The following is a 22,456-nucleotide window of genomic DNA, read 5'->3' on the forward strand; positions in this document are numbered from 1 at the left end:
GATGCCGATGCCGACGCTGATGCCGACGCCGATGCGGATGCCGATGCGGATGCGGATGCCGACGCCGATGCGGATGCCGACGCGGATGCAGATGCCGATGCCGACGCCGATGCGGATGCCGATGCCGATGCAGATGCTGACGCAGATGCTGATTCCGACGCCGACGCCGATGCCGATTCCGACGCTGATGCGGATGCTGATTCCGACGCAGACGCGGATGATGATCCTACTCCAGTTAAACAAACAGGACCAACGCCAAAATTACCACTTCAACTAGGTAATGACCGTTATCCACCAAGTGGTAAAGGCGGGGCTGGAATTGGCACGACACCGAAGTCAAGTCCAAAAACTTATCCGAAAACATCTGATCAAACAAGTGCTTCAACCTCATTACTAGGAGCATTAACAGCGTTTATTTCTGGGCTAGGGATTTGGAAACTTCGCAAAGGAAAAAAGAATAAATAAAGCTAAGTAGCAAAATAAAATAGATTGATGAAGGGAGAATTCTCTTCATCAATCTTTCATGAGGTGAGGATATGTTTGTTCAGACGACCGAAAATAGTTTGGCTTCAATCAAAGAAATCATTGATCAAGTTGAAACAAACGTGACTAATAAACTGTTGATTGTTAGTACCGGTGATTTTAGTGAACGCGGACGAGTCATTGAATTTTACGGCAACAATTTCAAGACGATCTGGAACAACTTTTTATCCGCATATAAAATCAATCAATTCAATCAAGCTCCTTATTTAAGAATTGATATTTTGACAAAAGAAACGAAAATCGATTTTGCTCAGTTCCTAGCAGGTTTAAAAAAAGTTCGCCGAAATAACTACGTTGATTTTAATGTCAGGATCGATGGTTTACGAAAACGAAGCTTCTTAATGGAAGAACTTGTGGCTAATGCAATTTTGAAACCAAGTAAAGCGCATAAAGTGGGGAAAAATCTTCCAGATTTACAAATCGATGAACAAAATTATCGTGGCTATGTCAAACGAAAATACGGGAGAAATGAACAAGATTTAAGTTACTTACAACGCTCAGATTTTTATTTGTTTGAAACGAAGTCATATTACCTTGAAGAAGGGCAACTTTTACCGATTAAGGACTATGGAAATGGAAATCGAATACGAGAAATCTCTCGAGAAAATTTAGCACAAATGACAGATTTAGTTATTGATAAAGGGAGTAGTTATTTAGAAAATCAGTTAAGTTCTACTGGAAAATTTATTTATGGCTATTATCCCTGCTATGCCCAACCAATTAAAGGCTACAATTCAGTTCGACATTTTTCTTCCTTATATGCGTTAGCAGAAGCAGCAGAATACTTTTCTGATCAAAAGATGCTGGCATCAGTAAAAGACGGATTACTTTGGGGGCTGGAACACTTAACAGCTGAACTCGATGATTATCTCTTGGTCAAAGAGCAACTAGCGAAAGATGTGGAGTACAAGCTAGGTGCACAAGCAACGGCAATACTGGCTGTTGCCAAGTATGTCGAGTTGACGCAAGACGAGTTCTTTCATTCATTCTTACAAGAGCTGATCCGAGTAGTTGAAGATAAATTTTTGACAGCGGAAAAGAAAACCATTCACGTATTGGATGGTCAGTTACAAGTGAAAGAGCAGTTCCGAATCGTTTACTATGACGGTGAAATTTTATTTGCATTATTGCGTGCTTATGAAATTTTGAAACAGCAAGAAATTTTGACAATCTGCGAAGGTCTAATGACACAGTTCGTTGCCAATAATTATCAAAAATATCACGATCATTGGTTAAGTTATGCGACAAATGAATTACTGAAGTATCAACAGGAAAAGGAATATTACCAATTTGGGTTAAAAAATGCTCTGGAAAACATCAATTTCATTGATAAACGTGATACTGCTTATCCAACGATGCTGGAATTATTAGTTGCGGCATCAAAAATGATGGCTAAATTAGAAGTGAGTCCATTTAGAAAAGAAATCTTTCCATTAGATAAAGATTTTTTTCAAGCAAAAACAAGAATCAATCATGTGATGGAAAAGAGAGTGTTACATGAAATAACAATAGGTGTGATGTTCCCGGAATTTGCGCAATTTTTTAAACAGCCTGCGATTGTTTGTTACGGCTTCTTTGCCCGACATGACCGTTTTCGTATGCGGATTGACGATGCGGAGCATTTTCTGTCAGGTTTGATCAATTATCAGATGCATACCAATAAAGAGGAGGGATTCTAATGGTTGGAACGATTCGTTTCATTGCGTTATCTTTGATTGGTTTATCTTATTTCATTTTTAAGGTACGCCGGGAAAAAGAGCGGAAAGGTCAGCAGCCTCCAGCAGATCTAACTGGGTATGAGAAAGATGAAAATGGCTTGTATCCTTGGGAAAATGACCAGAATGATTCGCCTGAAAGAATCAAAAAAACAGCAACCAGATACGTGAACCAAGCACGTCCAAGACGTGGTCGTTGGTAATCGGTAAACGAAGAAGGTGGGGTGAAAAAATGACGACCATTCGAACATTGCTAACGGAAATCGAAGGGAATTATTTCAGAGAGTATGAAAATTTGGATCAAGAAATAACAGATTTAGAATATTTTTCAGGACACTTAAAGAAACACCTTGATTATTCTTCAACGATTTTTGTTTGTATCACGCCAGAAAGAAGAAACTATATTAATCGAAAACCAGTTAAATGGCTAGATGGTAATGAACAAATTGCTGGAAGAGAAGATGAATTTGGTTTGATTGTAACAGAACGTCCAATCACAGATGATTCAGTTCAGGTTCCACAGTTTATCGTTCCGAATAGCTGGGAATTTCTCTTAAACTTATCAGCTAAGCTTCGAGCAGATTTTACTAAACCTGTGATTGCTATTACTGGTTCTGCGGGAAAAACATCGACGCGAATGATGATTTCTCATTTATTTAAAGAAAAGAAAGTGTTAGAGAACCGAGGAAATCACAATGTACGTTTTGCAATCCCGCTGTATATGAGTAAGTTATTAACTGATCCAGAGATCTTTAATTTAGAAGTTTCAGTAAATGCGTTGAATTCCTATGATACTGGTTCTATGTCAAAGTTGATCGAACCAGATATTGCATTGGTAACCTCAATTGGTGAAGCACATCTTAGTTCATTGAAGGATACAAAAGGCGTGGCAATTCACAAAGCCAAGATTTTTGAAGGTTTAAAAAAAGGTGGAACGGCGATTATCAACAAAGATATGGGACGAGAAGAGTTCACTATGTTAGTTGATGCTGCCAGAAAAAGAGATGCGGAAATCTACACTTATTCATTACAAGATTCACTAGCAGATGTCTATGTCAAACAGTGGCAACAAAAGAGAGAATACTGTGAGTTAATAATTTCTTTTTTAGGCGAAGAGAGGGCTGTCAAACTAACTGTTTCTTCTGCTGGGATGATTTCCAATGCATTAGCAACGTTACTGGTGGTTCATGAGGTGGAAGGGACGGTCGAACCCTATCTTAGAAAATTTGAGACGTTTAGACCACTACACAAAATTTTAGAAAAATCATCAATAACGATTGCACCAGAAAAAACATTTACGTTTATTGATGATACCCACAACGCTTCATTACCGGCTATGAGAAACGCAATTGGTTACTTTAATGATGTACGTCCTTATTATTTAGGAAAAAGTTTTCTGATTTTAGGGCAAATTGCTGATTTAGGAGAGGCAGCGAAATCTATTCATCTTGCTATCAAAAAAGATATGGAAGATGCCGATGCTGATTACATCTTTGGCTATGGTGAGCAGTTCAAAGAAATCTTTGCTCTGGAGCAAAAAAATGATCCGAAATTTCACTGGTTTGCTACGTTAAAAGAATTATCAGAACAATTGGAAACGCTACTGAGTGATGATAGTTTGATTTTAGCTAAAGGCTCAGTGACAGGAAGCGATTTCCAGCAAATTGATCGGTATATCCGTAGCTTAGGAAGAAGTTTCAATAGTCAAAAGGTTCACTGATTAAGTTCATTAGGATGTGAGGGAGGGGGTTAGATGCGTTCTTTTCAAAGAAAAAAAGTTTGGCAAATATTTGGAATAACTTTCTGTTCGGTCTGGATTATTTTAAGCCAGACCCATGTGGTCCAGGCACTTTCTCTAGAATTATTTGGGACAACGACACTTTCAAATAACAGCCAAACCACTGCCGAAGAACCATTTTTACATGTGGAAAATACGCCAGTTACTTTTGTGCTCACGGGAGAAAATGGCGTAGGCGTCGGGGCGATTACAACGGGTGAAAAGTATGGAATACTTGAAATTCCGACGGAAATGGTTGGTTATGTTCAAGTTAATGGACCTGCAATTGTACAGACGACGGTGACTGTCCCTTTGAGTCAATCCCCTTTACAAGCGTTGATGCCGACAATCAGTTCAGTTATCTCTTTAATTGTTAATTCGCCACTGGTCTCCGCAGCAAATAAAACAGCTGTGAATCAAGCATTAACGGAATTAACCTCGGAAAATTTTGGTAGTCAAAACTTGTCTCTTGCGATTAACCCAAGAACGAATACGCAATTTGAAGTAGCGATTAGTCAAGGTTTATTGCCTATTTTAGCTACAACGTTAAAAAATCGTGTCCAAAATCTATTAACCGTTGTCACAGCCATTCCTCTAATTGGAACAGTTTTAGGTGTGTTATTGACACCCTTTACAACGGCGTTGAATCAATTAATCAATAATCTGAATTCACCAACTTCCACTGATAGTCGTGCCTTGGTAGCTGGCTCAATTTTAGGAAATACGCAAGCGTCATTTCCTTTTCTGATTTCTTCGCCTGCGATCACAAGTGATTATGTTGCAAATTTTTCAGGAATGTTTATTCAGACAGATGAAGTGCTGATCCAATTAGGGGAGTCTGTTGCGCAGACGACCATTTATTTTTCGGCAGGATCGTTGGATATGGAAACAGTATTGCTTCCAAGTGACTTAGATTTTGGGGAACATGTTATTCAAACGCAAATGGATGAGTTACTGATTGCTAAAGAAAATCAACAAGTAACGACAGGTGTTGTTCAAATCAGTGATACGCGATTGGTAGAAAAATTTTGGCAGTTAAAAGTGGAGCAGTTAACTTCATGGAACCAGGGTACGAATGAACTTTTGGCACAACTACAAATTAAAAATGCTGATCTGATTTCAACTTTTCCTGCAGGTTCAGTTAGTAGCACCGCCAATCAGATTGTTGGATTAAATGTTGGTGTCCAACAAACCCTTATCCAGTTAAATGGAACGACGCAACCAGGTGATGTTTTGTTAAATCTTAGTGAATTTCAATTATTTGTTCCGAAAGAAACTGTGAAATCGACGGGAACTTACCAAACCGTTTTAGAGTGGGTGTTGTCAGATACACCTAGTTAGATTGCTAAAGGAGGAGGAATTGTTATGAAAAAGGAAATATTTACAAGCTTAGCGATGTTAGGGCTGTGCTTACTCTCTAGTCAAATTGTTTTGGCAGACTCACAGACACAAGGAGAAGTGAATTATCTTCCGGGGGTATTGGAATTTGATTATACGAGTGAGATTCCAACTGAGTTAAATTTTGGTGAACATCCAATTCAAACCGTGACGGCAGAAAATTGGATTGCAACGACAACGGGTGAACAGACAGCACCAGCGACAACTGGAGCGGTTGACGTTCGAGATAACCGAGGAGATCTTACTGGAACTTGGTTAGTGAAAGTAGCACAAGTCGAACAATTTCAAACGAGTGACGAAGTGGAATTAACAGATGCAGTGTTAAGTTTATCGTTTGGTTCAGTTGCAAATAACTTATCTTTAAGCCCAACGAGCACTTATGAAAATGATGAATTAGCTATTCAGGTATTTAACCAAGAATTTACGGTGTTAAGTGCAACGGCTGGAGAGAATTCTGGAGATACTTCCTTGGCAATCGATCAGTTTTCTTTAGCAGTACCAGCTAATACGAATAAAGTTGCAGCAGAGTATACGACAACCTTGAATTGGATATTTTCTTCAACACCAGAACCATAAAAAGTTGAGTAGATGAAAAGAGGAGGGATAATTGTGAAATGGTTGATTGGAATATTGGGAATAGTAGGATTGAGTTTGGAATTTGTGGTGCCAGTTCAGGGAGAATCACTCCAAAGTTTTGATGCGCAAATTCAACCGAATCAAGAAATACCTTCCCAAAATGATGCCTATTTTGATTTACAACTAGCACCTGAACAAGAAGTACAGTTAAAAATAGTTGTGACGAATTTAAAAGAGTCGCCAGTCACGATTGTTCCTTCTTTTAATCGCGCAAGAACGAATCAACTAGGTGTTGTTGAGTATTCTGGAAAAAATCAGGATACAATACAAGCGTTACCAGCTGATATTGAACAAGTGGTCCAATTGTCACAAAAGGAATTTCCTTTAAAAGGACAGGAGCAAAAAATTCTTGAGTTAACTGTCAAGATGCCAAATAAACCATTTGAAGGTGTGCTTGCTGGCGGAATTTATCTTCAAGAAAAGCCACGGGAAAAAGCAGAAGGTAACATTCAAAATGTCTTTTCTCGAGAAATAGCTGTTTTGCTACAAAATGAACGAGAAAAAATGGAACCCGTTCTGGAAATGAAGGAAGTTTCCCCAACTCAAGTTAATGGCAGAAATGCTGTAAAAGTAGGGTTACAAAATACGAAGGCAACGTATTTATCAACAGCTGATATTCAGTATGAGTTATTTAAAGAAAAAGAAGAATCTCCTCAATTAAGTGGAAATCAAGCGATTGGATTTGCTCCTAATAGTGGGATGGCTTACTTGATCTTTTTAGAGGGGCAAAAGTTCGAGGAGGGAACATACCGTTTAAAGACAACGGTTAGTAAAGAAGATTTTCAGTGGAGTGAGGAAACGTTATTTAAGGTGACTAAGAAGACATCTGACTCTTATAATAGAAAAGATGTTTCGATCGAAGAACCTGAAAAGCTGTTTCCATGGTTGATTTGGCTAGGGATTGGGATAATTTTGGGACTGATGGCAGTAATTGTCTGGTTGTTAAACAAGTTACGAAAAAACAAACAAAATAAATGAGTTTGAATCAGAAAGCTGGGACAGTGTGGTGTTCCAGCTTGTTTTGTGTGATAACGCGCCTTTAGTTGGAACTGATTACTTGGCGCCACAATCTTTATTCAAAAAAAAGCATAAATTTTTCATTTTATGCCAATTTATCACTCATTTATGCACAATTCTGTCTTTTCTCTAAAGTAGTGCTATGGTATGATAATGAAGAATTTTGAAAATTTACATAATTTCTGCACTGTTTTTTAAAGTTTTATTATGATTAAAGTGGGGAATTGCTGAATAAATTGTTGTATGAGAAAATATTTTAGAAAATGTGAAACAGAGGTGTACTATGAAGCGGTGGCAAAAAGTAGTTTTAGCTTTTCTCGGAGTTTTTGTTCTTTTGATTGTCGGACTTTCGGCATATGGAATCAAATTTATGGGTGAAGCAAATCAAACAGTCAACAAAATTTCAAAGAATTTAAATCGAGTTTCAACTAAACGATCGGACAAAGTCAGTATTGACGATCGAGAACCATTTTCCGTTTTATTACTCGGACTAGACACTGGTGGTTTGGGACGGACAGAGCAAGGTCGTTCAGACACCATGATGGTTGTAACAGTTAATCCAGAAAAGAAAACTTCAACAATTGTCAGCTTGGATCGTGATATTTATACGAACATCGTTGGCTATGGAACAGTTGACAAATTAAATCACGCCTACGCATTTGGCGGGGTTGAAATGGCAATGGACTCAATTGAACAATTGTTGGATATACCACTCGATCATTATGTGACAATCAACTTGGATGGAATGAAAGATTTGATTGATGCGGTCGGTGGGATTGAAGTCAATAATAAAATTGACTTTACGCTTGATGGTGTCCACGTACCTGTCGGCAAACAAAAGCTAGATGGTGAAACAGGATTAGCTTATGCCAGAATGCGTCATGAGGATCCAGAAGGGGATATTGGTCGTCAACGTCGTCAACGTGAAGTTGTCACGAAAATCGTCAACAAAGTTCTAAGTCTAGATGGTGTGAGCAATTATCAAAAGATTTTAAAAGCAGTTGAAAACAATGTGAAGACAGACTTGGAATGGGACGATATGTTAGATGTTGCAACGAATTACACTGCAGCATTCAATAAAATCGATCAAGGACAACTACAAGGGGAAAGCACAACAATTAATGAAATTTATTATCAAATTCTTGGTCAAAATGAGTTATTGAAAGTTCAAAACAAATTGAAAAAACAATTAGATTTGAAAACAAGTAGCACATTGCCTAATTTGGAAAATGATAATGCGTATCAAATGTTTTATGATGATTCAGAAGATGGAACGGGTCTAACTTCAGGTAGCACTGTCACCGATGGTAATGACTATTCCAACAGTTATTCAGATGATTATTCATCAACCTACTCAGATGGTAATGGGAATTATAATCAAGACTACAATCAAGACAATGGGTATGGTACTGAAAACAACTATGATCAAAATAATAACCAAGAAAATTATGAACAATATACACCGGAAGATACAAATCAATACAATTATAATGGAAATTATTAAATAAAAATGAATCGCCCTACTAAAAGTCGTCAGTCGATTTTTAGTAGGGCGATTTTTATTAATAGATCGTAAATGAGCTATTCTTTTTATCTATTTATTTTTTAGTTAATTTGACAACGACTTCACAGCGAGCAGTTTGTGGAAACATGTCGACCGATTGCAAATAGTCGACTTGGTAACATTTGGTTAATTCAACTAAGTCGCGAGCCAAGGTCGAAACGTTACAAGAAATATAAACCAGTTTTTTGGCTGGATGTTTCAATAAAGCTTGAGTTAATTTAGCGTCCAAACCAGTTCGAGGTGGATCAACGATGATTCCATCTGGTTGGAATCCTTCTTCGAGCCACTTAGGCAAAAGTTCTTCTGCCGTTCCGACTTCATAACGAGTATTATCGTAGCCTAAACGTGTTGCATTTTTTTTCGCATCATTAATTGCTTGAGGAACAATATCCATTCCGCGAACTTCTTTGGCATATTTTGCAACACTCAACCCAATTGTTCCAACACCACAATACGCATCTACAACTGTTTCATCTTTTTCAATGGCTAATGCTTTGATTCCTTCTTGATAAAGAATTTTTGTTTGTTCTGGATTCAGTTGGAAAAAGGCGCGTGGTGATAAATCAAAAGTGACTTCGTTGATTCGTTCTTCGATTGCTTCTTTTCCCCAAAGATGAATCGTTTCGTCACCCATTACCAAAGAAGTTTTTTGGGGTTGAACATTTTGCATAATGGAAACTACTTCAGGTAACCGTTCGTTGATTTCACGAATCAGTGCATTTTTTTGTGGGAATTTTTGACTTCGAGTAATAAAAACGACTTGCAGTTCTCCCGTTTGAATCCCAACACGAACCATGATTGTCCGAAAAATACCGCTATTTGTTCGTTCATCATAAATAGGTAGATCATATTTATTTAACAAGCGAACGACTGTATTCATCACTTTTTGTGTTCGAGGTTCTTGAACCAAGCAATCAGTCAGTGGAACTAAATTGTGTGAATTCGCTTGATATAAACCAGCTTCGATTTGGTTGGTTTTTTTGTTTTTTCTTAACTGAAATTGGGCTTTATTACGATAGCGCCAAGGATCTTCCATGCCAATCGTTGGTAATAGAGAAAAATGACGGAAGCCAGTAGGTTTGAATTTTTCAAGTGCTTGTAAGAGCAAATCTTTTTTGAAATCGAGTTGTGCATGGTAGGCTAAATGTTGTAATTGACAACCACCGCACTCGTAATAAACAGGACAAGGAGCGACAACGCGTTGGCTACTTGGTTTTTTTACTTTCACAAGTTCTGCTTCTGCGTAGCGAGGTGTCGCCTTGGTGATTTTCACAAGGACTTCTTCTTTTGGTAAAGCATAGGGAACAAAAATAATCAATCGTTTGAAGTAGCCAATGCCTTCACCATTGATACCAAGTCGTTTAATTTTTAAAGGAACTGTTTGTCCGGTTTTGACAATTGTTTCTGCCATAGGTATCTCCTTTTTTCGTTTGATGTGGGTCTATTCTATCACAAAATCGCTGTCGGCGGGGAGTTTCTATGATATGATAGAGAATATATGTTCGAGGAGGAGTTTCATGATAACAGTGACGAGGATCAGTAAAGGCAAGGGCCCTTTTTACCAAGTCGATTTATCTGCTGGCGAGCCACTGCGCGTGTCAGAAGATGTTTTAATTCGTTATCGTTTACTAAAAGGACGAGAGTTAGATGAAGAACTAATCAAAGAAATCAAAAAAAGTAGTGGAGAAGACTTTGGTTTTCAGCAAGCATTGAATTATTTGAGTTACCAATTACGTTCAGAAAAAGAAATTCGTACCTATTTAAAAGAAAAAGAAATCGTTCAAGAAGATCGAAATAAAATCGTTGCACGATTGAAAGAATTAGATTTGATCAATGATCTTGTTTATGGGGAAAGCTACGTCCGAACGCAGATGCGTCTGAGTGACAAAGGCCCCAGAAAGTTGAACCAGCAACTACAACAAAAAGGGCTAAAACCAGAAATCATCGAGCAAGCATTGAGCCAATATCTTTTTGAAGACCAAGTGGAAGTTGCTAGTATCGCAGCACAAAAAGCATACAAAAAAAATCATGGAAAAAGCCAGAAAGAACTCTTACGAAAAATCCAACAAAATTTAATGACCAAAGGCTTCAACTCGGAAGTTATCCAGCAGGCAATTGCCCAATTACCACAAGAAGTGGATGAGGAAGCAGAGTATGAATTGTTGGTAAACCAAGGCGAAAAATTATGGCGAAAGAATGCACGTTTTGATTTAACAAAACGTAGAATGAAAGTCAAACAGAGTCTTTATCAAAAAGGATTTAATCTGGATTTGATTCAACGATTTATTTCAGAAAAGGAAGCAGAAATCAGTGAATAAAGAGTGGAAAAACTGGTCAACAGAACAGACAAAAGAATTTCAGAAAAAATTTGTTGAGTGGTATGAAAGAGAAAAAAGAAATTTACCTTGGCGCTATAATCGCGACCCTTACCGTATCTGGATCTCAGAGATTATGCTACAGCAAACGCGCGTCGATACAGTTATCGACTATTTTTATCGGTTTATGGAGTGGTTTCCAACAATCGAAGCGCTAGCTAATGCACCAGAAGAAAAATTACTGAAAGCTTGGGAAGGACTAGGCTATTACTCCCGTGCTCGAAATATCCAAGCAGCAGCGAAACAAATCATGAATGAATTTGGTGGGAAAATGCCTCAAACAGTTGCTGAGATCAGCTCATTAAAAGGAATTGGTCCTTATACAACGGGAGCTATTGCTAGTATTGCCTTCGATTTGCCTGAGCCCGCAATTGATGGAAATGTGATGCGGGTTGTGAGTCGTTTGTTTTGTATTGAAGAAGATATTGCGAAGGCGTCTAGTAGAAAAGTTTTTGATGAAGCAGTTCGAAGCATTATTGATGAAGAACATCCGGGAGAATTCAATCAGGCATTCATGGATTTAGGTTCAGCTATTTGTACACCAACTTCTCCAAAATGTGAGAGTTGTCCCATCCAATCTTTTTGCTTAGCAAATAAGCGCGGAATTCAAACAGATTTTCCTGTTAAAACCAAAAAAGCAAAACCTAAAGACGTATATTATGTGGCAGCAGCTATCCAAAATCAAGCAGGCAGCTTTTATTTAGAAAAACGGACAAGCCAAAAGTTATTGGCAGATATGTGGACGTTTCCGTTAGTTGAAGTCACGCTTGAACAGTATCAGGAACTTCTGCAGAAGTGGGTATCTGTCACTGACAATCAGCCTAATTTATTTGATGAGTTGCTAGTTGCAGATGAACAGGTAGCTTTACCATTTGCTCACCAAGAAACAGTTATTTGGCAAAAGCGTCATTTGGGTGAGGTGGTTCACGTGTTCAGTCATTTAAAATGGCATGTTCTTTTGTTTTATGGGCGAGCAACAAACGGGACTACTCAACTGTTACCAGAATCCGAAGCCACTTTGTGGATCGAGGAAGCAAAGTTTGCTCAATTTGTTTTTCCGAAAGTTCAAATGAAATTGGTAGACCAACTTGAGAAAAATAGAAACAATAGTAATCCTTCCTAGGCAAAGAGAAAGTTTATTGATATAATAATTACGATGTCGGTGTAATGAACACCCAAACACAAAGCACGAGATGCTGCTTAAGGAAGGGTTGCTATGGGAGTTCCAAAAGAAGGAGAGTTTGTCACGATCCAAAGTTACAAACACGACGGCAAATTGCATCGAACGTGGCGTGATACCATGGTATTAAAAACAAGCGAACACTCAATGATCGGCGTGAACGATCACACTTTAGTTACCGAGTCTGACGGTCGCCGTTGGGTAACGCGAGAACCAGCGATTGTGTATTTCCACAAAAAATACTGGTTTAATGTAATAGCAATGATTCGTGAAAAGGGGGTTTCCTATTATTGTAATCTAGCTTCACCTTTTTTATTAGACGATGAAGCCTTGAAGTATATCGACTATGATTTGGATATCAAGGTATTTCCTGATGGAGAAAAACGTTTGTTAGATGTTGATGAATATGAAATGCACAGTAAAATCATGCATTATCCTAATGACATCGACTTCATTTTAAAAGAGAATGTGAAGATTTTAGTTGACTGGATCAATAATGAACAAGGACCTTTTTCTGAAGGCTATATTGATATTTGGTATGATCGTTATAAGCAATTGTCGCGAAAGTAAAACAAAAAAAGAACAGCGGACTAGAGAAAAAATTTCTTGAGCCCGCTGTTTTTTTATTGCTGTGACATTTTCTTTCGCATATGTAGATGAGGCATTCCCGCATCTTCAAACGGTTCGCCATAAATTTCATAGCCTAGCTTGGAATAAAAGTTCACAGCAGTTTCTTGAGCACCTAAAAGAATAGTGTTGTAGCCTTGATTTTTGGTGAATTCTTCAGCTTCCTTCACTAAGTGATTTCCTAAACCTTGTTGGCGGAAATTTTGAAGGATCGCCATTCGTTGCAATTTCATTTTGCCATTGTCTAATGGCAGTAAACGAACTGTCCCACATGGTTCTTTTTTTTCAGAATAAAGGACAAAATGAATACATCTAGCTTCATCTTTATCAATTTCTCGTTCAAGCGGAACGCCTTGCTCAACGACAAATACCTGATGTCGAATGCGAATAGCATCTAAATAAATCCCACTTAACGTATCTCTTGTTTGTACGATTTTCATTCTACAATCACCTCTCATTATTTTTTAGTATACTGGAAAGCTTCTTAAATGAAAAGTCGTGATAATCATTCCAGAAAAAAGAAAAGTTAGAGAAGAATTTTCAAACCAGATGCGCTATACTATAAAAAAGAGAAAAGGAGGAAATCGATTGTTTGAAAAACTGCGAAATTCCAAATTGATGTTTTGGTCTTTTGAATTATTGATCTTGGCTACATTGATTTTGGTTTCTTCAAAAATCAATTTTATATTTGAACCCATTGGGACATTTTTTTCAACCTTATTTGCGCCAGTTTTAATTGCTGGATTCTTGTATTATATTTTGAATCCTATTGTTAAGCTGCTGATGCGAACAAAAATCAAACGAACTTGGGCAGTTGTTCTTGTATTGCTGATGCTACTGACGGCAATTATTTGGATTTTACTGAGTGTGATCCCAAATCTGGTACAACAAATTTCTTCATTGGCTTCAAACATGCCCGACTTCATCAAACAAGTTGAAAGTTGGTTAAGAGAAATGGCAGAGTTACCAATCTTTAAAGAAGTGAATATCAGCAAATATTTAGACCAGTTAGATATTTCTTATGGTCGAATCATTCAACAATTTTTAAGCGGGATCTCTTCTAGTTTGGGCTCGATTGTCGGGACAATCGCTTCTGCAACGATTGTGATTGTGACGGCACCATTTATTTTGTTCTATATGCTAAAAGACGGCGAAAAACTGGTACCCAATATTGAACGCTTTTTCCCAGAAAAAAGAAGAAGTCAAATCGTCGAGTTACTAGGTCAATTGAACCAGACATTAGCTAACTATATTAGTGGTCAAGCAATTGAATGTTTATTTGTTGGTACGTTTACCTTCCTAGGATATTTTATTCTGGGTATTGATTATGCCTTTTTATTCGGAGTGATTGCAGGTTTGACCAATTTGATTCCTTACTTGGGCCCTTATTTAGGGTTAGCTCCGGCCTTCTTAGTGACGGTTTTCAATGAACCATTTAAAGCATTGCTTTGCTGTATTGTTGTGCTCGTCGTTCAACAACTAGATGGAAATATCATTTATCCAAATGTGATTGGAAAATCATTGAAGATCCATCCATTGACAATTATTATCGTCTTATTAGTTGCTGGAAATATTGCTGGACTACTAGGAATCTTCTTAGGTGTACCTTTTTATGCGATTTGTAAAACAATTATTTCTTATGTTATCAAAATCGTTAAGGAAGATCAGCGAAACGAAAGTACGAAGAAAATCGCAACGACACCTTAAGACCTGCACCGCTGTTTTTATTGCAAAGAAAATTGCTTTGTGATACCATTTTAACGTGGCTACCTAGCCACGTTTTTTTCTATCGTAAACTAAAAAAATTTAACTTAACAAGGAGAGAATGCGATTATGAATGCTGACCCTGAGAGTCAGTCGCTGTTAGCGCAGATTTTATTATTGATCGTTTTGACATTGATCAATGCTTTTTTAGCTGCTTCAGAGATTGCGGTTGTATCTATCAATAAAAACCGGGTTGAACAAAAAGCTGAAGAAGGAGATACAAAATCACAAAAACTTTTGAAAATATTGCAAGACCCTACCAACTTTTTATCTACGATCCAAGTTGGGATCACATTGGTCAACATTTTATCTGGTGCTTCTTTGGCCAATACGTTGTCTGAGAAACTTGCGCCAGTACTAGGTGGAAGTGCGGCAGCAAAAAATCTTGCTAGTGTGATTGTTTTGGCAATTTTAACTTATGTATCGATTGTTTTTGGGGAACTTTATCCAAAACGAATCGCTTTGAATAAATCTGAAGAAGTTGCACAATTAACTTCTGGTTTTATCCGAGCAATTGGTGTGGTAGCAAAACCTTTTGTGTGGTTGTTGTCTGCCTCAACTAGTTTGTTAGCCCGAATCACTCCGATGACATTTGACGACGAAGACTCAAAGATGACTCGAGACGAAATGCGTTATATGTTGGAAACAGAAGGTGTCTTGGATAATGAAGAACTAGAAATGCTACAAGGTGTTTTTTCTTTAGATACGAAAGTTGCGCGAGAAGTGATGGTACCTCGAACGGATGCTTTTATGATCGACATCAATGATTCCGTTGAAGATAATATCAATGAAGTTTTATCCGAAAACTATTCTCGAATACCTGTCTATAATGAAGATAAGGATAAAGTAATCGGGATTCTTCATACGAAAAACTTATTAAAAGCTGCTCATAAATTTGGCTTTGCTAACTTAGAAATTCGTAAAATCATGCAAGAACCATTGTTTGTTCCTGAAACGATTTTTATTGATGATTTGTTATATGAATTGAAGAAAACACAAAACCAAATGGCCATTTTACTTGATGAGTATGGTGGTGTAGTAGGTTTAGCAACTTTAGAAGACTTGCTAGAAGAAATCGTCGGTGAAATCGATGATGAATCAGATGAAGTCGAAAGCCTTTATGAAAAAGTAGGAGAACATGAATATATCATTCAAGGGCGGATGCTGATCGATGAATTCAATGAAGCATTTGATACAGATCTTCATATGAGCGATGTCGACACGATGGCTGGTTACTTGATTACAGCATTAGGATTGATCCCTGATGAAGGCGAAAAGCTTTCATTTGATGTTGATAACGTAACGTTGATTTCAGAGGAAATGGAAGGATCCAGAATTTTAAAAATTCGTGTGCAATTCCATGATCCAGAAGAAGTCGAAGTAGAGCCAGAAGAGGAACGTCGTTATTTTAGAAAAGAGTTCGAAGATGACGAGCTCAGAAGATAAAAAGAAGAGAAGCTGTGATGAAAGTCACGGCTTCTTTTTGAATTTATCCACTCACTGACTGTTTCATTGAAGAAATACATGATATACTAATCTAGTTGTAAGACGAGACTATTAGGTATTCGCAGAAACAGTAAATAAATGATGAAGAAACGGAGTTAATCTATGAACAAGGAATTAAAACAACAAGTTGATAATCGCCGAACATTTGCGATTATTTCCCATCCGGATGCTGGGAAAACAACGATTACTGAACAATTACTTTTATTTGGCGGTGCAATTCGCCAAGCCGGTACGGTCAAAGGGAAAAAAACAGGGAACTTTGCTAAATCTGACTGGATGGAAATCGAAAAACAACGTGGGATCTCAGTTACCAGTTCAGTAATGCAACTGGATTACAAAGGAAAACGTGTCAATATTTTGGATACACCAGGACACGAAGACTTCTCTGAAGATACGTATCGAACATTGATGGCTGTCGATAGTGCAGTGATGGTAATTGATAGTGCGAAGGGGATTGAAGCACAAACAAAAAAATTATTTAAAGTTGTCAAAAAACGTGGTATTCCGATTTTTACTTTTATCAACAAACTCGATCGTGATGGTCGCGAACCACTTGAATTACTTGAAGAACTAGAAGAATTATTAGATATCGAGTCTTACCCAATGAACTGGCCAATTGGGATGGGAAAGGGATTGGAAGGTTTATATGATATCTACCATAATCGTGTAGAATTTTACCGTCCTGAAAACTATAACGATGAGCGTTTAGTTGAACTAGATGAAGATGGCTTATTACCAAACAATCATCCATTGACTCAAAATTCAATCTATTCACAAGTATTAGAAGAAGTGGAGTTAGTTAAAGAAGCTGGCGATGCTTTCAATGCGGAAAAAATTGCACGTGGTGATCAAACGCCTGTCTTCTTTGGTTCAGCGTTAACGAACTTTGGTGTGCAGACATTTTTGGAAACATTTGTAGACTTGGCACCATCACCACATGGCCATAAAACTCGAGACGAGCAAGTTATTAGTCCTTATGAAGAAGAGTTTTCAGGGTTTGTCTTTAAAATTCAAGCAAATATGAATCCTGCACATCGTGACAGAATTGCTTTTGTACGAATTTGTTCAGGAACATTTGAACGTGGGATGGACGTGTCTTTAGAACGTACAAGTAAAAAATTGAAACTAAGCAATGTGACCCAGTTTATGGCAGATGCACGTGAAAACGTCGAAAATGCAGTAGCGGGAGATATCATTGGAGTCTACGATACCGGAAATTACCAAATTGGTGATACTTTATATGAAGGAAAATTGAAAGTTGCTTATGAAGAGCTACCTTCATTTACACCAGAATTGTTTATGAAAGTCACAGCGAAAAACGTGATGAAACAAAAATCTTTCCACAAAGGAATCCAACAATTGGTTCAAGAAGGTGCAATCCAGTTGTACAAAACTTATTTGACTGAAGAGTATATTATTGGGGCTGTAGGGCAACTTCAATTTGAGGTTTTCCAATACCGAATGATGAATGAATACAATTCAGAAGTTATCATGACACCTATGGGGAACAAAATTGCTCGTTGGATCAACCCTGAAGATTTGGATGAAAAGATGAGCTCCAGTCGAAATATTTTAGCACGTGATCGTTTTGATCAACCGTTATTCCTGTTTGAAAATCAATTTGCGATGCGTTGGTTCAGTGACAAGTATCCTGATGTTGAATTAAAAAGTTTACTATAAAAAAATTGCTTGTAAATCAGCTGTAAAAAATAAAAATGCTATATTTATAAAAAGTCCTTCTTTGTCAAAACTTGATGGAGAAGGGCTTTTTTGTTTGAACTAACCGAAATATCCCTGTGCTATAATGAAATAAATAATCAAAACATAAAAGAACTGTATTTTGATTGGATACATAGAATAAAAATGTATGAGGTGCTGAAATATGTTTCGGAAAATAGATCAATTTGTTAAGAAGTCACCAATTTATAGAATGATCGTAGTGATTACACTAGTCGCAGTAGGCGAAGTTTTGTTCAACCTGATTAATCATCGCTTTTTATTTAGTAACATGCAAACAACATATACGTTTCTATTGCTCTATGGAGGGATGTTGCTTGTTTCGAAACTCCGTTTGCCAAGTTGGCTACTGTTCGTCTTGGTCTATTTGATTTTCTTTAGTATGTTTAGTGTTGAAATGTTTTTGGATCATAGTTATGTTGACTATACTTCTTTTATTGTCATTGGTGGGATCACTCTGTTGATAGCAACAATCGTAACGATTGGTGCAGTGGAAATCAAAAAGCGGGGGCACCGCTAATATAAGTGAGTGAAAAAGTACTAACTGAATGGTTCAAAAGAAATGTTTAGCTAGAAAATTTTTATAAAAAAGACCAATTTTGAGAGACTTTTTTCGTGGAATTGAAATGGCAACACGCAATCTTTTTCTAAGAACATAAAAATGAGTAGATGAAAAGCATGTATTTCTTATAATTGACCTTTTGTAATTGACGGCTAAAAGAAATTCTAGTATCATCGATATGAACGTTGTTCATGTTAAGGGGGAAGGGTAATGAATAATGCTGTTAGCTCAAAAGAAGCACTGGTTAGCTATTGCAAAGAAATTGTGAAAGAGCAAGGAATTCAGGCGGTCAATATTCGTTCTTTAGCAAAAAAAAGCGGCATCTCTGTTGGCGCTGTTTATAATTATTTTCCTTCAAAAAGTCATTTGCTGTCTGCAACAATTGGAAGTATTTGGACAGAAATCTTTCATTTGTCTGAAACATCTTTCGACTTTGATAACTTTCTTGACTGTTTGGTAGCTTTGTTAAAAAGTATCGAAGAAGGAAAAAAACTGTATCCTAATTTTTTTACAGCACATGCATTAGTTATGCCTGCGGAAGATCAAGCAATGGGTTCAGAATTGATGGAAACTTATTGGAACCATATCAAGCAAGGCATGCTCAAGGCGTTACAAAAAGATCCACAGGTTCGAGACAATGTGTTTAATCATCAATTATCGATGGAGGGATATGTTGATTATATATTTGAGTTATTTCTTTATACGATGATTAGCGAAAAACAACACGAAAACTTATTACAACTCGTCCGTAACTCAATCTATTAGTAAAAAATTTAAAGCAAAATGAACATTGTTCATAAGGGGTACTTATGGTAAAAAAATTACAATTATTATTAGTTGCAAGTTTAGTTTGGCTATTTGCAGGTTTTAATGTCGCAAAAATTGGAATAGATGCATATCGAAGTTATCTTGGAATATTGAATATAGTTCTATCCATTTTGGTTTTTTTGATCTTTTGGTTCATGATATTTGGACCTTTGGTGAAAAAACATACCCAAAGAATCAGTGAACTGAACGAAGAAATGCAGTTCTTTTTAAATTTTTTTGATGGCAAATCATTTAGTATCATGGCAATCATGATTCTTGGAGGTCTTGGTATCCGAAAGTTTCAGCTATTACCTGAGCAATTTATTGCTATTTTTTATAGTGGTCTGGGAATTGCGTTGTTTTTGGCAGGTATCGTTTTTGGGTATAACTACTTTAATACAAATAGAAAGTGAGCAGAAAATATGAAAAAAGTGATGAATACAGCGATTGTTTATTTTGTTCTAGCAATGAGTAGTGGTGTTTTTTATCGAGAAATTACTAAGTTAAATGATTTTATGGGGCAAACGGTTTTGGCGGTTGTCCATACTCATTTATTTGCTTTGGGAACAGGACTATTTTTATTGATGGCAGTTCTTTTTAAACTGACACATCTAGAAGAAAATAAACTGTATAAAAAGTTCTATCTATTATATAACATTTCTTTTCCTTTGATGATTGTAATGATGGTTGTTAGGGGGATGATCCAAGTTCAGCAACGAGCGATTTCTACGAGTATGGATGCAATGATTTCTGGGATTGCAGGTTTATCGCATATTGGAGTTGCAGTGGCATTGTTGATGGTGTTATTAGCAATAAAAAAAGAAATGCTTAATGAAATGTAGGAAGAAGGAGAAGTGTAGATGTCAACTTTATTAATTGCAGCAATTAGTTGTATGGTTTTAGCTTTAACGTTTTATACGATTGGAGTATTTGCCGAAAGAAAAACAGGTTTATTGTTGAACTGGCACGCACTGGTTTTCTGGTGTGGTTTTGTCTTTGATACTGCTGGAACAACGATTATGAGTAAAATTTCTGGTCATGGTTTTACCTTTAATTTGCATAGCGTAACAGGATTAGTTGCGTTACTATTAATGGCTTTCCATGCAATTTGGGCAACAATTATTTTGATCAAAAAAGACGACAAAGCTAAGCAGACATTTCATCGATTTAGTTTATTTGTCTGGATTGCATGGTTAGTTCCTTTTGTTTTAGGTATTTTTATTGGGATGAATCAATAAGAATTTTTGTCTAAAAAGTGTAAGAAATAAAAAACAGTATTAGAGGAGGAGATAAAATAAAATCTCCTCCTCTTTTTCTATTCTTTAGAGGTTGGATTTATTAGTTGACAAGCGACAAATAGCACATTTTTTTGTTATGATTTTATCAAGAATAGACTTCAAGGAGTGATTAATAATGGCAAGGCCGAAAAAGAAGACGGATCTGATGTTCCTTGCAGAGGAACAATTTGTTGCATTGATGGAGTTGGTAAATACGTTGACCGAAGAGGAACAGAAGACGCCATTTACGTTTGATGAAGCATTTTTGTCCAAGAAAAAAGAAAAACATTGGCGTCGAGATAAAAATATCCGAGACGTTTTTATTCATTTATATGAATGGCATCAATTACTCTTACATTGGGTGAAAGAAAATCAAGTTGGCAAAGAAGTTTCATTTCTACCATCACCTTATAACTGGCGAACGTATGGCGAAATGAATGAGGCGTTTGTTGAAAAGCACCAAGTAACTTCTTTGGAGCAAGCAAAAGACCTGTTGAAGCAAAGTCATCATGAAGTGATGAGGGTAATTAATTCTTTTACAAATGAAGAATTATTTGTAAAAAACCAGTTAAGCTGGACAGGAAATTCGACATTGGGTAGTTATTGTATCTCTTCGACTTCTAGTCACTATGAGTGGGCAATTAAAAAAATCAAGCAACATATCAAAAATAAGAAATAAAATTGATATTCAAAGGGACCAAACTGTGTTACTACATTCATGAAAAATCGACTAAAAATGTCTAGCTAAAATCAAGTATAGTCACTGACAAAAGGTTAACCTGTTAATGAAGTTAGGAGGAAAAGATGATTCAAGACTTAAACAAACTAATTGATTATATCGAAGAAAACTTAACAGGCGAACTTTCGTTGACTGAAATTGCTCAACAAATGGGAATTTCTGACTATCATTTAAAACGAACTTTTTCATTTGTTGCTGGTATGACTTTAGCGGAATATGTCAAAAATCGAAGACTGGCATTAGCAAATCAAGATTTGATTTCAGGAGAAAAAGTTACTGAAGTCGCATTTCGTTATGGGTATCAGACAGTCGAAGGCTTTTCAAGAGCTTTTCGAGAATGGAGTGGTTACTTGCCTTCAGAGATTAGAAAAATAAGAATCCAAAAATCTTTTCCTAAACTTTCATTTTATATTGAAATAAGAGGAGGAATTTCTATGGAATTCAAAATTGAAAAAAAGGCGGCATTTCAACTGGTAGGTGTGTCTAAGCGTGTACCAATCAAGTTTGAGGGAAAAAACCAAAGAATTGTTGAATTGGCACAATCAATCACCGAAAAACAGCGGGAAGAAATGTATCAGTTAGGTGACTTATATCCCCACCAAGTAGTAAATGCTTCTTATCATTTTGATGAGGGAAGATTAGTAGAAACAGGAAGCTTGACCCATATGATTGGTTTTTTAACTAGTAAAGAAAATGTGTTTAGTGATTTGGAACAGATAACTGTTCCAGAACATACATGGGCTATTTTTCCTAACCGTGGAAAGTTTCCCGAAGTACTACAAGAAACAATGGCACGGATTTTCTCTGAGTGGTTACCTTCATCAGAGTATCAATTGGTAGAGGCACCAGAAATTTCTTTTACTAATTGGACAAAAGATCAAGAGAATCTGACTAGTGAAATCTGGCTAGCAGTTACCAAAAAATAAACAATGGTTATTAAGTGTCAAGTTGGTTTCAGAAATACAAAGAAATTCAGACTAATGACAGTAAAACTTTGCTACACAAGGTTGGGATGAATTTAAATTCCAGCCTTTTTTATTTTGGTTCAATCGAACAAACTGGAGAGATAGAATTAATTGCTATAAAATAAGTTGGAACTCGCACAATAGTAAAAAATATTTCTTGCTTTTTTACTAGCAAATAGGAGGACTGTTTTTTTACACGATTTCTCAAAAAAATTTAAAAAGAAAAAAATTTTTTTCGTTTTTGCGTATATAAACTTAAAAAAGGAA

At 36.7% G+C, this 22,456-nt stretch carries 23 protein-coding genes; 21 read left to right on the forward strand and 2 right to left on the reverse strand.

The window, feature by feature from the left end:
- The 8 genes from JZO71_RS08630 to JZO71_RS08665 form a co-directional block, all read left to right on the forward strand.
- Window positions 1-465: LPXTG cell wall anchor domain-containing protein (locus JZO71_RS08630; protein WP_206899089.1), on the forward strand; the 465-nt coding region annotated here is incomplete at its 5' end.
- A 71-nt stretch (window positions 466-536) separates the two neighbouring features.
- On the forward strand, window positions 537-2,222 hold the full coding sequence (locus JZO71_RS08635; RefSeq protein ID WP_206899091.1) for a hypothetical protein: 1,686 nt from the start codon (window positions 537-539) through the stop codon (window positions 2,220-2,222).
- Window positions 2,222-2,461: a hypothetical protein gene (locus JZO71_RS08640; protein WP_206899092.1), complete on the forward strand. Its 240-nt coding sequence runs from the start codon at window positions 2,222-2,224 to the stop codon at window positions 2,459-2,461. The genes JZO71_RS08635 and JZO71_RS08640 overlap by 1 nt, the downstream gene beginning before the upstream one ends.
- Window positions 2,462-2,490: 29 nt before the next feature.
- Entirely contained in the window at window positions 2,491-3,978 is a 1,488-nt protein-coding gene (locus JZO71_RS08645; RefSeq protein WP_206899093.1) for a Mur ligase family protein, read from the forward strand.
- Between the two features lie 33 nt (window positions 3,979-4,011).
- Window positions 4,012-5,376 carry an adhesive domain-containing protein gene (locus tag JZO71_RS08650; RefSeq protein WP_206899094.1) on the forward strand — a complete coding sequence of 455 codons (1,365 nt, stop codon included), beginning with the start codon at window positions 4,012-4,014 and terminating at the stop codon, window positions 5,374-5,376.
- 24 nt (window positions 5,377-5,400) lie between these two features.
- Complete coding sequence (locus JZO71_RS08655) at window positions 5,401-6,009, forward strand: WxL domain-containing protein (RefSeq protein ID WP_206899095.1); 609 nt, start codon at window positions 5,401-5,403, stop codon at window positions 6,007-6,009.
- A gap of 33 nt (window positions 6,010-6,042) precedes the next feature.
- A complete protein-coding gene (locus JZO71_RS08660; RefSeq protein ID WP_347401341.1) occupies window positions 6,043-7,047 on the forward strand; it encodes a WxLIP family cell surface protein in 1,005 nt (334 codons plus the stop codon).
- Window positions 7,048-7,369: 322 nt separating this feature from the next.
- Window positions 7,370-8,590, forward strand: a complete 1,221-nt coding sequence (locus tag JZO71_RS08665) for an LCP family glycopolymer transferase (protein ID WP_206899098.1) — start codon at window positions 7,370-7,372, stop codon at window positions 8,588-8,590.
- A 94-nt stretch (window positions 8,591-8,684) separates the two neighbouring features.
- Here the strand turns inward: JZO71_RS08665 and rlmD are convergent, their stop codons facing one another.
- Window positions 8,685-10,061 (reverse strand): 23S rRNA (uracil(1939)-C(5))-methyltransferase RlmD, encoded by a 1,377-nt coding sequence (gene rlmD / locus JZO71_RS08670; protein ID WP_206899099.1) that lies wholly within the window; start codon window positions 10,059-10,061, stop codon window positions 8,685-8,687.
- Between the two features lie 106 nt (window positions 10,062-10,167).
- Here rlmD and recX point away from each other — a divergent pair, with 106 nt between their 5' ends.
- The 3 genes from recX to ntdP all read left to right on the forward strand — a co-directional run bounded on the left by recX (window position 10,168) and on the right by ntdP (window position 12,775).
- A complete protein-coding gene (recX, locus tag JZO71_RS08675; RefSeq protein WP_206899100.1) occupies window positions 10,168-10,968 on the forward strand; it encodes a recombination regulator RecX in 801 nt (266 codons plus the stop codon).
- Window positions 10,961-12,148 (forward strand): A/G-specific adenine glycosylase, encoded by a 1,188-nt coding sequence (gene mutY, locus JZO71_RS08680; protein ID WP_206899101.1) that lies wholly within the window; start codon window positions 10,961-10,963, stop codon window positions 12,146-12,148. The genes recX and mutY overlap by 8 nt, the downstream gene beginning before the upstream one ends.
- A 93-nt stretch (window positions 12,149-12,241) precedes the next feature.
- A complete protein-coding gene (ntdP, locus tag JZO71_RS08685; protein WP_206899103.1) occupies window positions 12,242-12,775 on the forward strand; it encodes a nucleoside tri-diphosphate phosphatase in 534 nt (177 codons plus the stop codon).
- Between the two features lie 53 nt (window positions 12,776-12,828).
- Here ntdP and JZO71_RS08690 read toward each other — a convergent pair whose 3' ends face one another.
- Window positions 12,829-13,272, reverse strand: a complete 444-nt coding sequence (locus JZO71_RS08690) for a GNAT family N-acetyltransferase (protein ID WP_206899104.1) — start codon at window positions 13,270-13,272, stop codon at window positions 12,829-12,831.
- 148 nt (window positions 13,273-13,420) lie between these two features.
- Between JZO71_RS08690 and JZO71_RS08695 the strand changes: the two genes are divergently transcribed.
- From JZO71_RS08695 to JZO71_RS08740, 10 genes are all read left to right on the forward strand, one after another.
- Window positions 13,421-14,539: an AI-2E family transporter gene (locus JZO71_RS08695; protein ID WP_242590538.1), complete on the forward strand. Its 1,119-nt coding sequence runs from the start codon at window positions 13,421-13,423 to the stop codon at window positions 14,537-14,539.
- Between the two features lie 126 nt (window positions 14,540-14,665).
- Window positions 14,666-16,042 carry a hemolysin family protein gene (locus JZO71_RS08700; RefSeq protein ID WP_206899106.1) on the forward strand — a complete coding sequence of 459 codons (1,377 nt, stop codon included), beginning with the start codon at window positions 14,666-14,668 and terminating at the stop codon, window positions 16,040-16,042.
- Window positions 16,043-16,204: 162 nt separating this feature from the next.
- Window positions 16,205-17,782 carry a peptide chain release factor 3 gene (locus JZO71_RS08705; RefSeq protein WP_206899108.1) on the forward strand — a complete coding sequence of 526 codons (1,578 nt, stop codon included), beginning with the start codon at window positions 16,205-16,207 and terminating at the stop codon, window positions 17,780-17,782.
- Window positions 17,783-17,984: 202 nt separating this feature from the next.
- Window positions 17,985-18,359, forward strand: coding sequence for a hypothetical protein (locus JZO71_RS08710; protein WP_206899110.1), 375 nt, complete (start codon window positions 17,985-17,987; stop codon window positions 18,357-18,359).
- 252 nt (window positions 18,360-18,611) lie between these two features.
- Window positions 18,612-19,166, forward strand: coding sequence for a TetR/AcrR family transcriptional regulator (locus JZO71_RS08715; RefSeq protein WP_206899113.1), 555 nt, complete (start codon window positions 18,612-18,614; stop codon window positions 19,164-19,166).
- Window positions 19,167-19,210: 44 nt separating this feature from the next.
- The gene (locus tag JZO71_RS08720) at window positions 19,211-19,621 is read left to right on the forward strand and encodes a hypothetical protein (RefSeq protein ID WP_206899115.1); all 411 of its coding nucleotides are present in this window, start codon (window positions 19,211-19,213) and stop codon (window positions 19,619-19,621) included.
- Window positions 19,622-19,630: 9 nt separating this feature from the next.
- Complete coding sequence (locus tag JZO71_RS08725; RefSeq protein ID WP_206899117.1) at window positions 19,631-20,050, forward strand: DUF2871 domain-containing protein; 420 nt, start codon at window positions 19,631-19,633, stop codon at window positions 20,048-20,050.
- An 18-nt stretch (window positions 20,051-20,068) separates the two neighbouring features.
- The gene (locus JZO71_RS08730) at window positions 20,069-20,446 is read left to right on the forward strand and encodes an HsmA family protein (protein ID WP_206899119.1); all 378 of its coding nucleotides are present in this window, start codon (window positions 20,069-20,071) and stop codon (window positions 20,444-20,446) included.
- 175 nt (window positions 20,447-20,621) lie between these two features.
- Window positions 20,622-21,164, forward strand: a complete 543-nt coding sequence (locus JZO71_RS08735) for a ClbS/DfsB family four-helix bundle protein (protein ID WP_206899122.1) — start codon at window positions 20,622-20,624, stop codon at window positions 21,162-21,164.
- A 125-nt stretch (window positions 21,165-21,289) separates the two neighbouring features.
- Window positions 21,290-22,150 carry an AraC family transcriptional regulator gene (locus JZO71_RS08740; protein WP_206899123.1) on the forward strand — a complete coding sequence of 287 codons (861 nt, stop codon included), beginning with the start codon at window positions 21,290-21,292 and terminating at the stop codon, window positions 22,148-22,150.
- Window positions 22,151-22,456: the final 306 nt, after the last annotated feature.

It is taken from the genome of Candidatus Enterococcus courvalinii (assembly GCF_017315945.1).
GTDB classification, from domain to species: domain Bacteria; phylum Bacillota; class Bacilli; order Lactobacillales; family Enterococcaceae; genus Enterococcus_B; species Enterococcus_B courvalinii.

Excerpts from the sequence above, each read along its gene's own strand:
- JZO71_RS08715 (WP_206899113.1), top strand. The coding sequence starts at position 18,612 with ATGAATAATGCTGTTAGCTCAAAAGAAGCACTGGTTAGCTATTGCAAA.
- JZO71_RS08735 (WP_206899122.1), top strand. The coding sequence starts at position 20,622 with ATGGCAAGGCCGAAAAAGAAGACGGATCTGATGTTCCTTGCAGAGGAA.
- JZO71_RS08645 (WP_206899093.1), top strand. The coding sequence starts at position 2,491 with ATGACGACCATTCGAACATTGCTAACGGAAATCGAAGGGAATTATTTC.
- JZO71_RS08665 (WP_206899098.1), top strand. The coding sequence starts at position 7,370 with ATGAAGCGGTGGCAAAAAGTAGTTTTAGCTTTTCTCGGAGTTTTTGTT.
- JZO71_RS08635 (WP_206899091.1), top strand. The coding sequence starts at position 537 with ATGTTTGTTCAGACGACCGAAAATAGTTTGGCTTCAATCAAAGAAATC.
- rlmD (WP_206899099.1), bottom strand. The coding sequence starts at position 10,061 with ATGGCAGAAACAATTGTCAAAACCGGACAAACAGTTCCTTTAAAAATT.
- JZO71_RS08725 (WP_206899117.1), top strand. The coding sequence starts at position 19,631 with ATGAAAAAAGTGATGAATACAGCGATTGTTTATTTTGTTCTAGCAATG.
- JZO71_RS08730 (WP_206899119.1), top strand. The coding sequence starts at position 20,069 with ATGTCAACTTTATTAATTGCAGCAATTAGTTGTATGGTTTTAGCTTTA.
- JZO71_RS08650 (WP_206899094.1), top strand. The coding sequence starts at position 4,012 with ATGCGTTCTTTTCAAAGAAAAAAAGTTTGGCAAATATTTGGAATAACT.
- JZO71_RS08655 (WP_206899095.1), top strand. The coding sequence starts at position 5,401 with ATGAAAAAGGAAATATTTACAAGCTTAGCGATGTTAGGGCTGTGCTTA.
- JZO71_RS08710 (WP_206899110.1), top strand. The coding sequence starts at position 17,985 with ATGTTTCGGAAAATAGATCAATTTGTTAAGAAGTCACCAATTTATAGA.
- JZO71_RS08700 (WP_206899106.1), top strand. The coding sequence starts at position 14,666 with ATGAATGCTGACCCTGAGAGTCAGTCGCTGTTAGCGCAGATTTTATTA.
- JZO71_RS08640 (WP_206899092.1), top strand. The coding sequence starts at position 2,222 with ATGGTTGGAACGATTCGTTTCATTGCGTTATCTTTGATTGGTTTATCT.
- ntdP (WP_206899103.1), top strand. The coding sequence starts at position 12,242 with ATGGGAGTTCCAAAAGAAGGAGAGTTTGTCACGATCCAAAGTTACAAA.
- JZO71_RS08720 (WP_206899115.1), top strand. The coding sequence starts at position 19,211 with ATGGTAAAAAAATTACAATTATTATTAGTTGCAAGTTTAGTTTGGCTA.
- JZO71_RS08740 (WP_206899123.1), top strand. The coding sequence starts at position 21,290 with ATGATTCAAGACTTAAACAAACTAATTGATTATATCGAAGAAAACTTA.
- JZO71_RS08705 (WP_206899108.1), top strand. The coding sequence starts at position 16,205 with ATGAACAAGGAATTAAAACAACAAGTTGATAATCGCCGAACATTTGCG.
- JZO71_RS08690 (WP_206899104.1), bottom strand. The coding sequence starts at position 13,272 with ATGAAAATCGTACAAACAAGAGATACGTTAAGTGGGATTTATTTAGAT.
- recX (WP_206899100.1), top strand. The coding sequence starts at position 10,168 with ATGATAACAGTGACGAGGATCAGTAAAGGCAAGGGCCCTTTTTACCAA.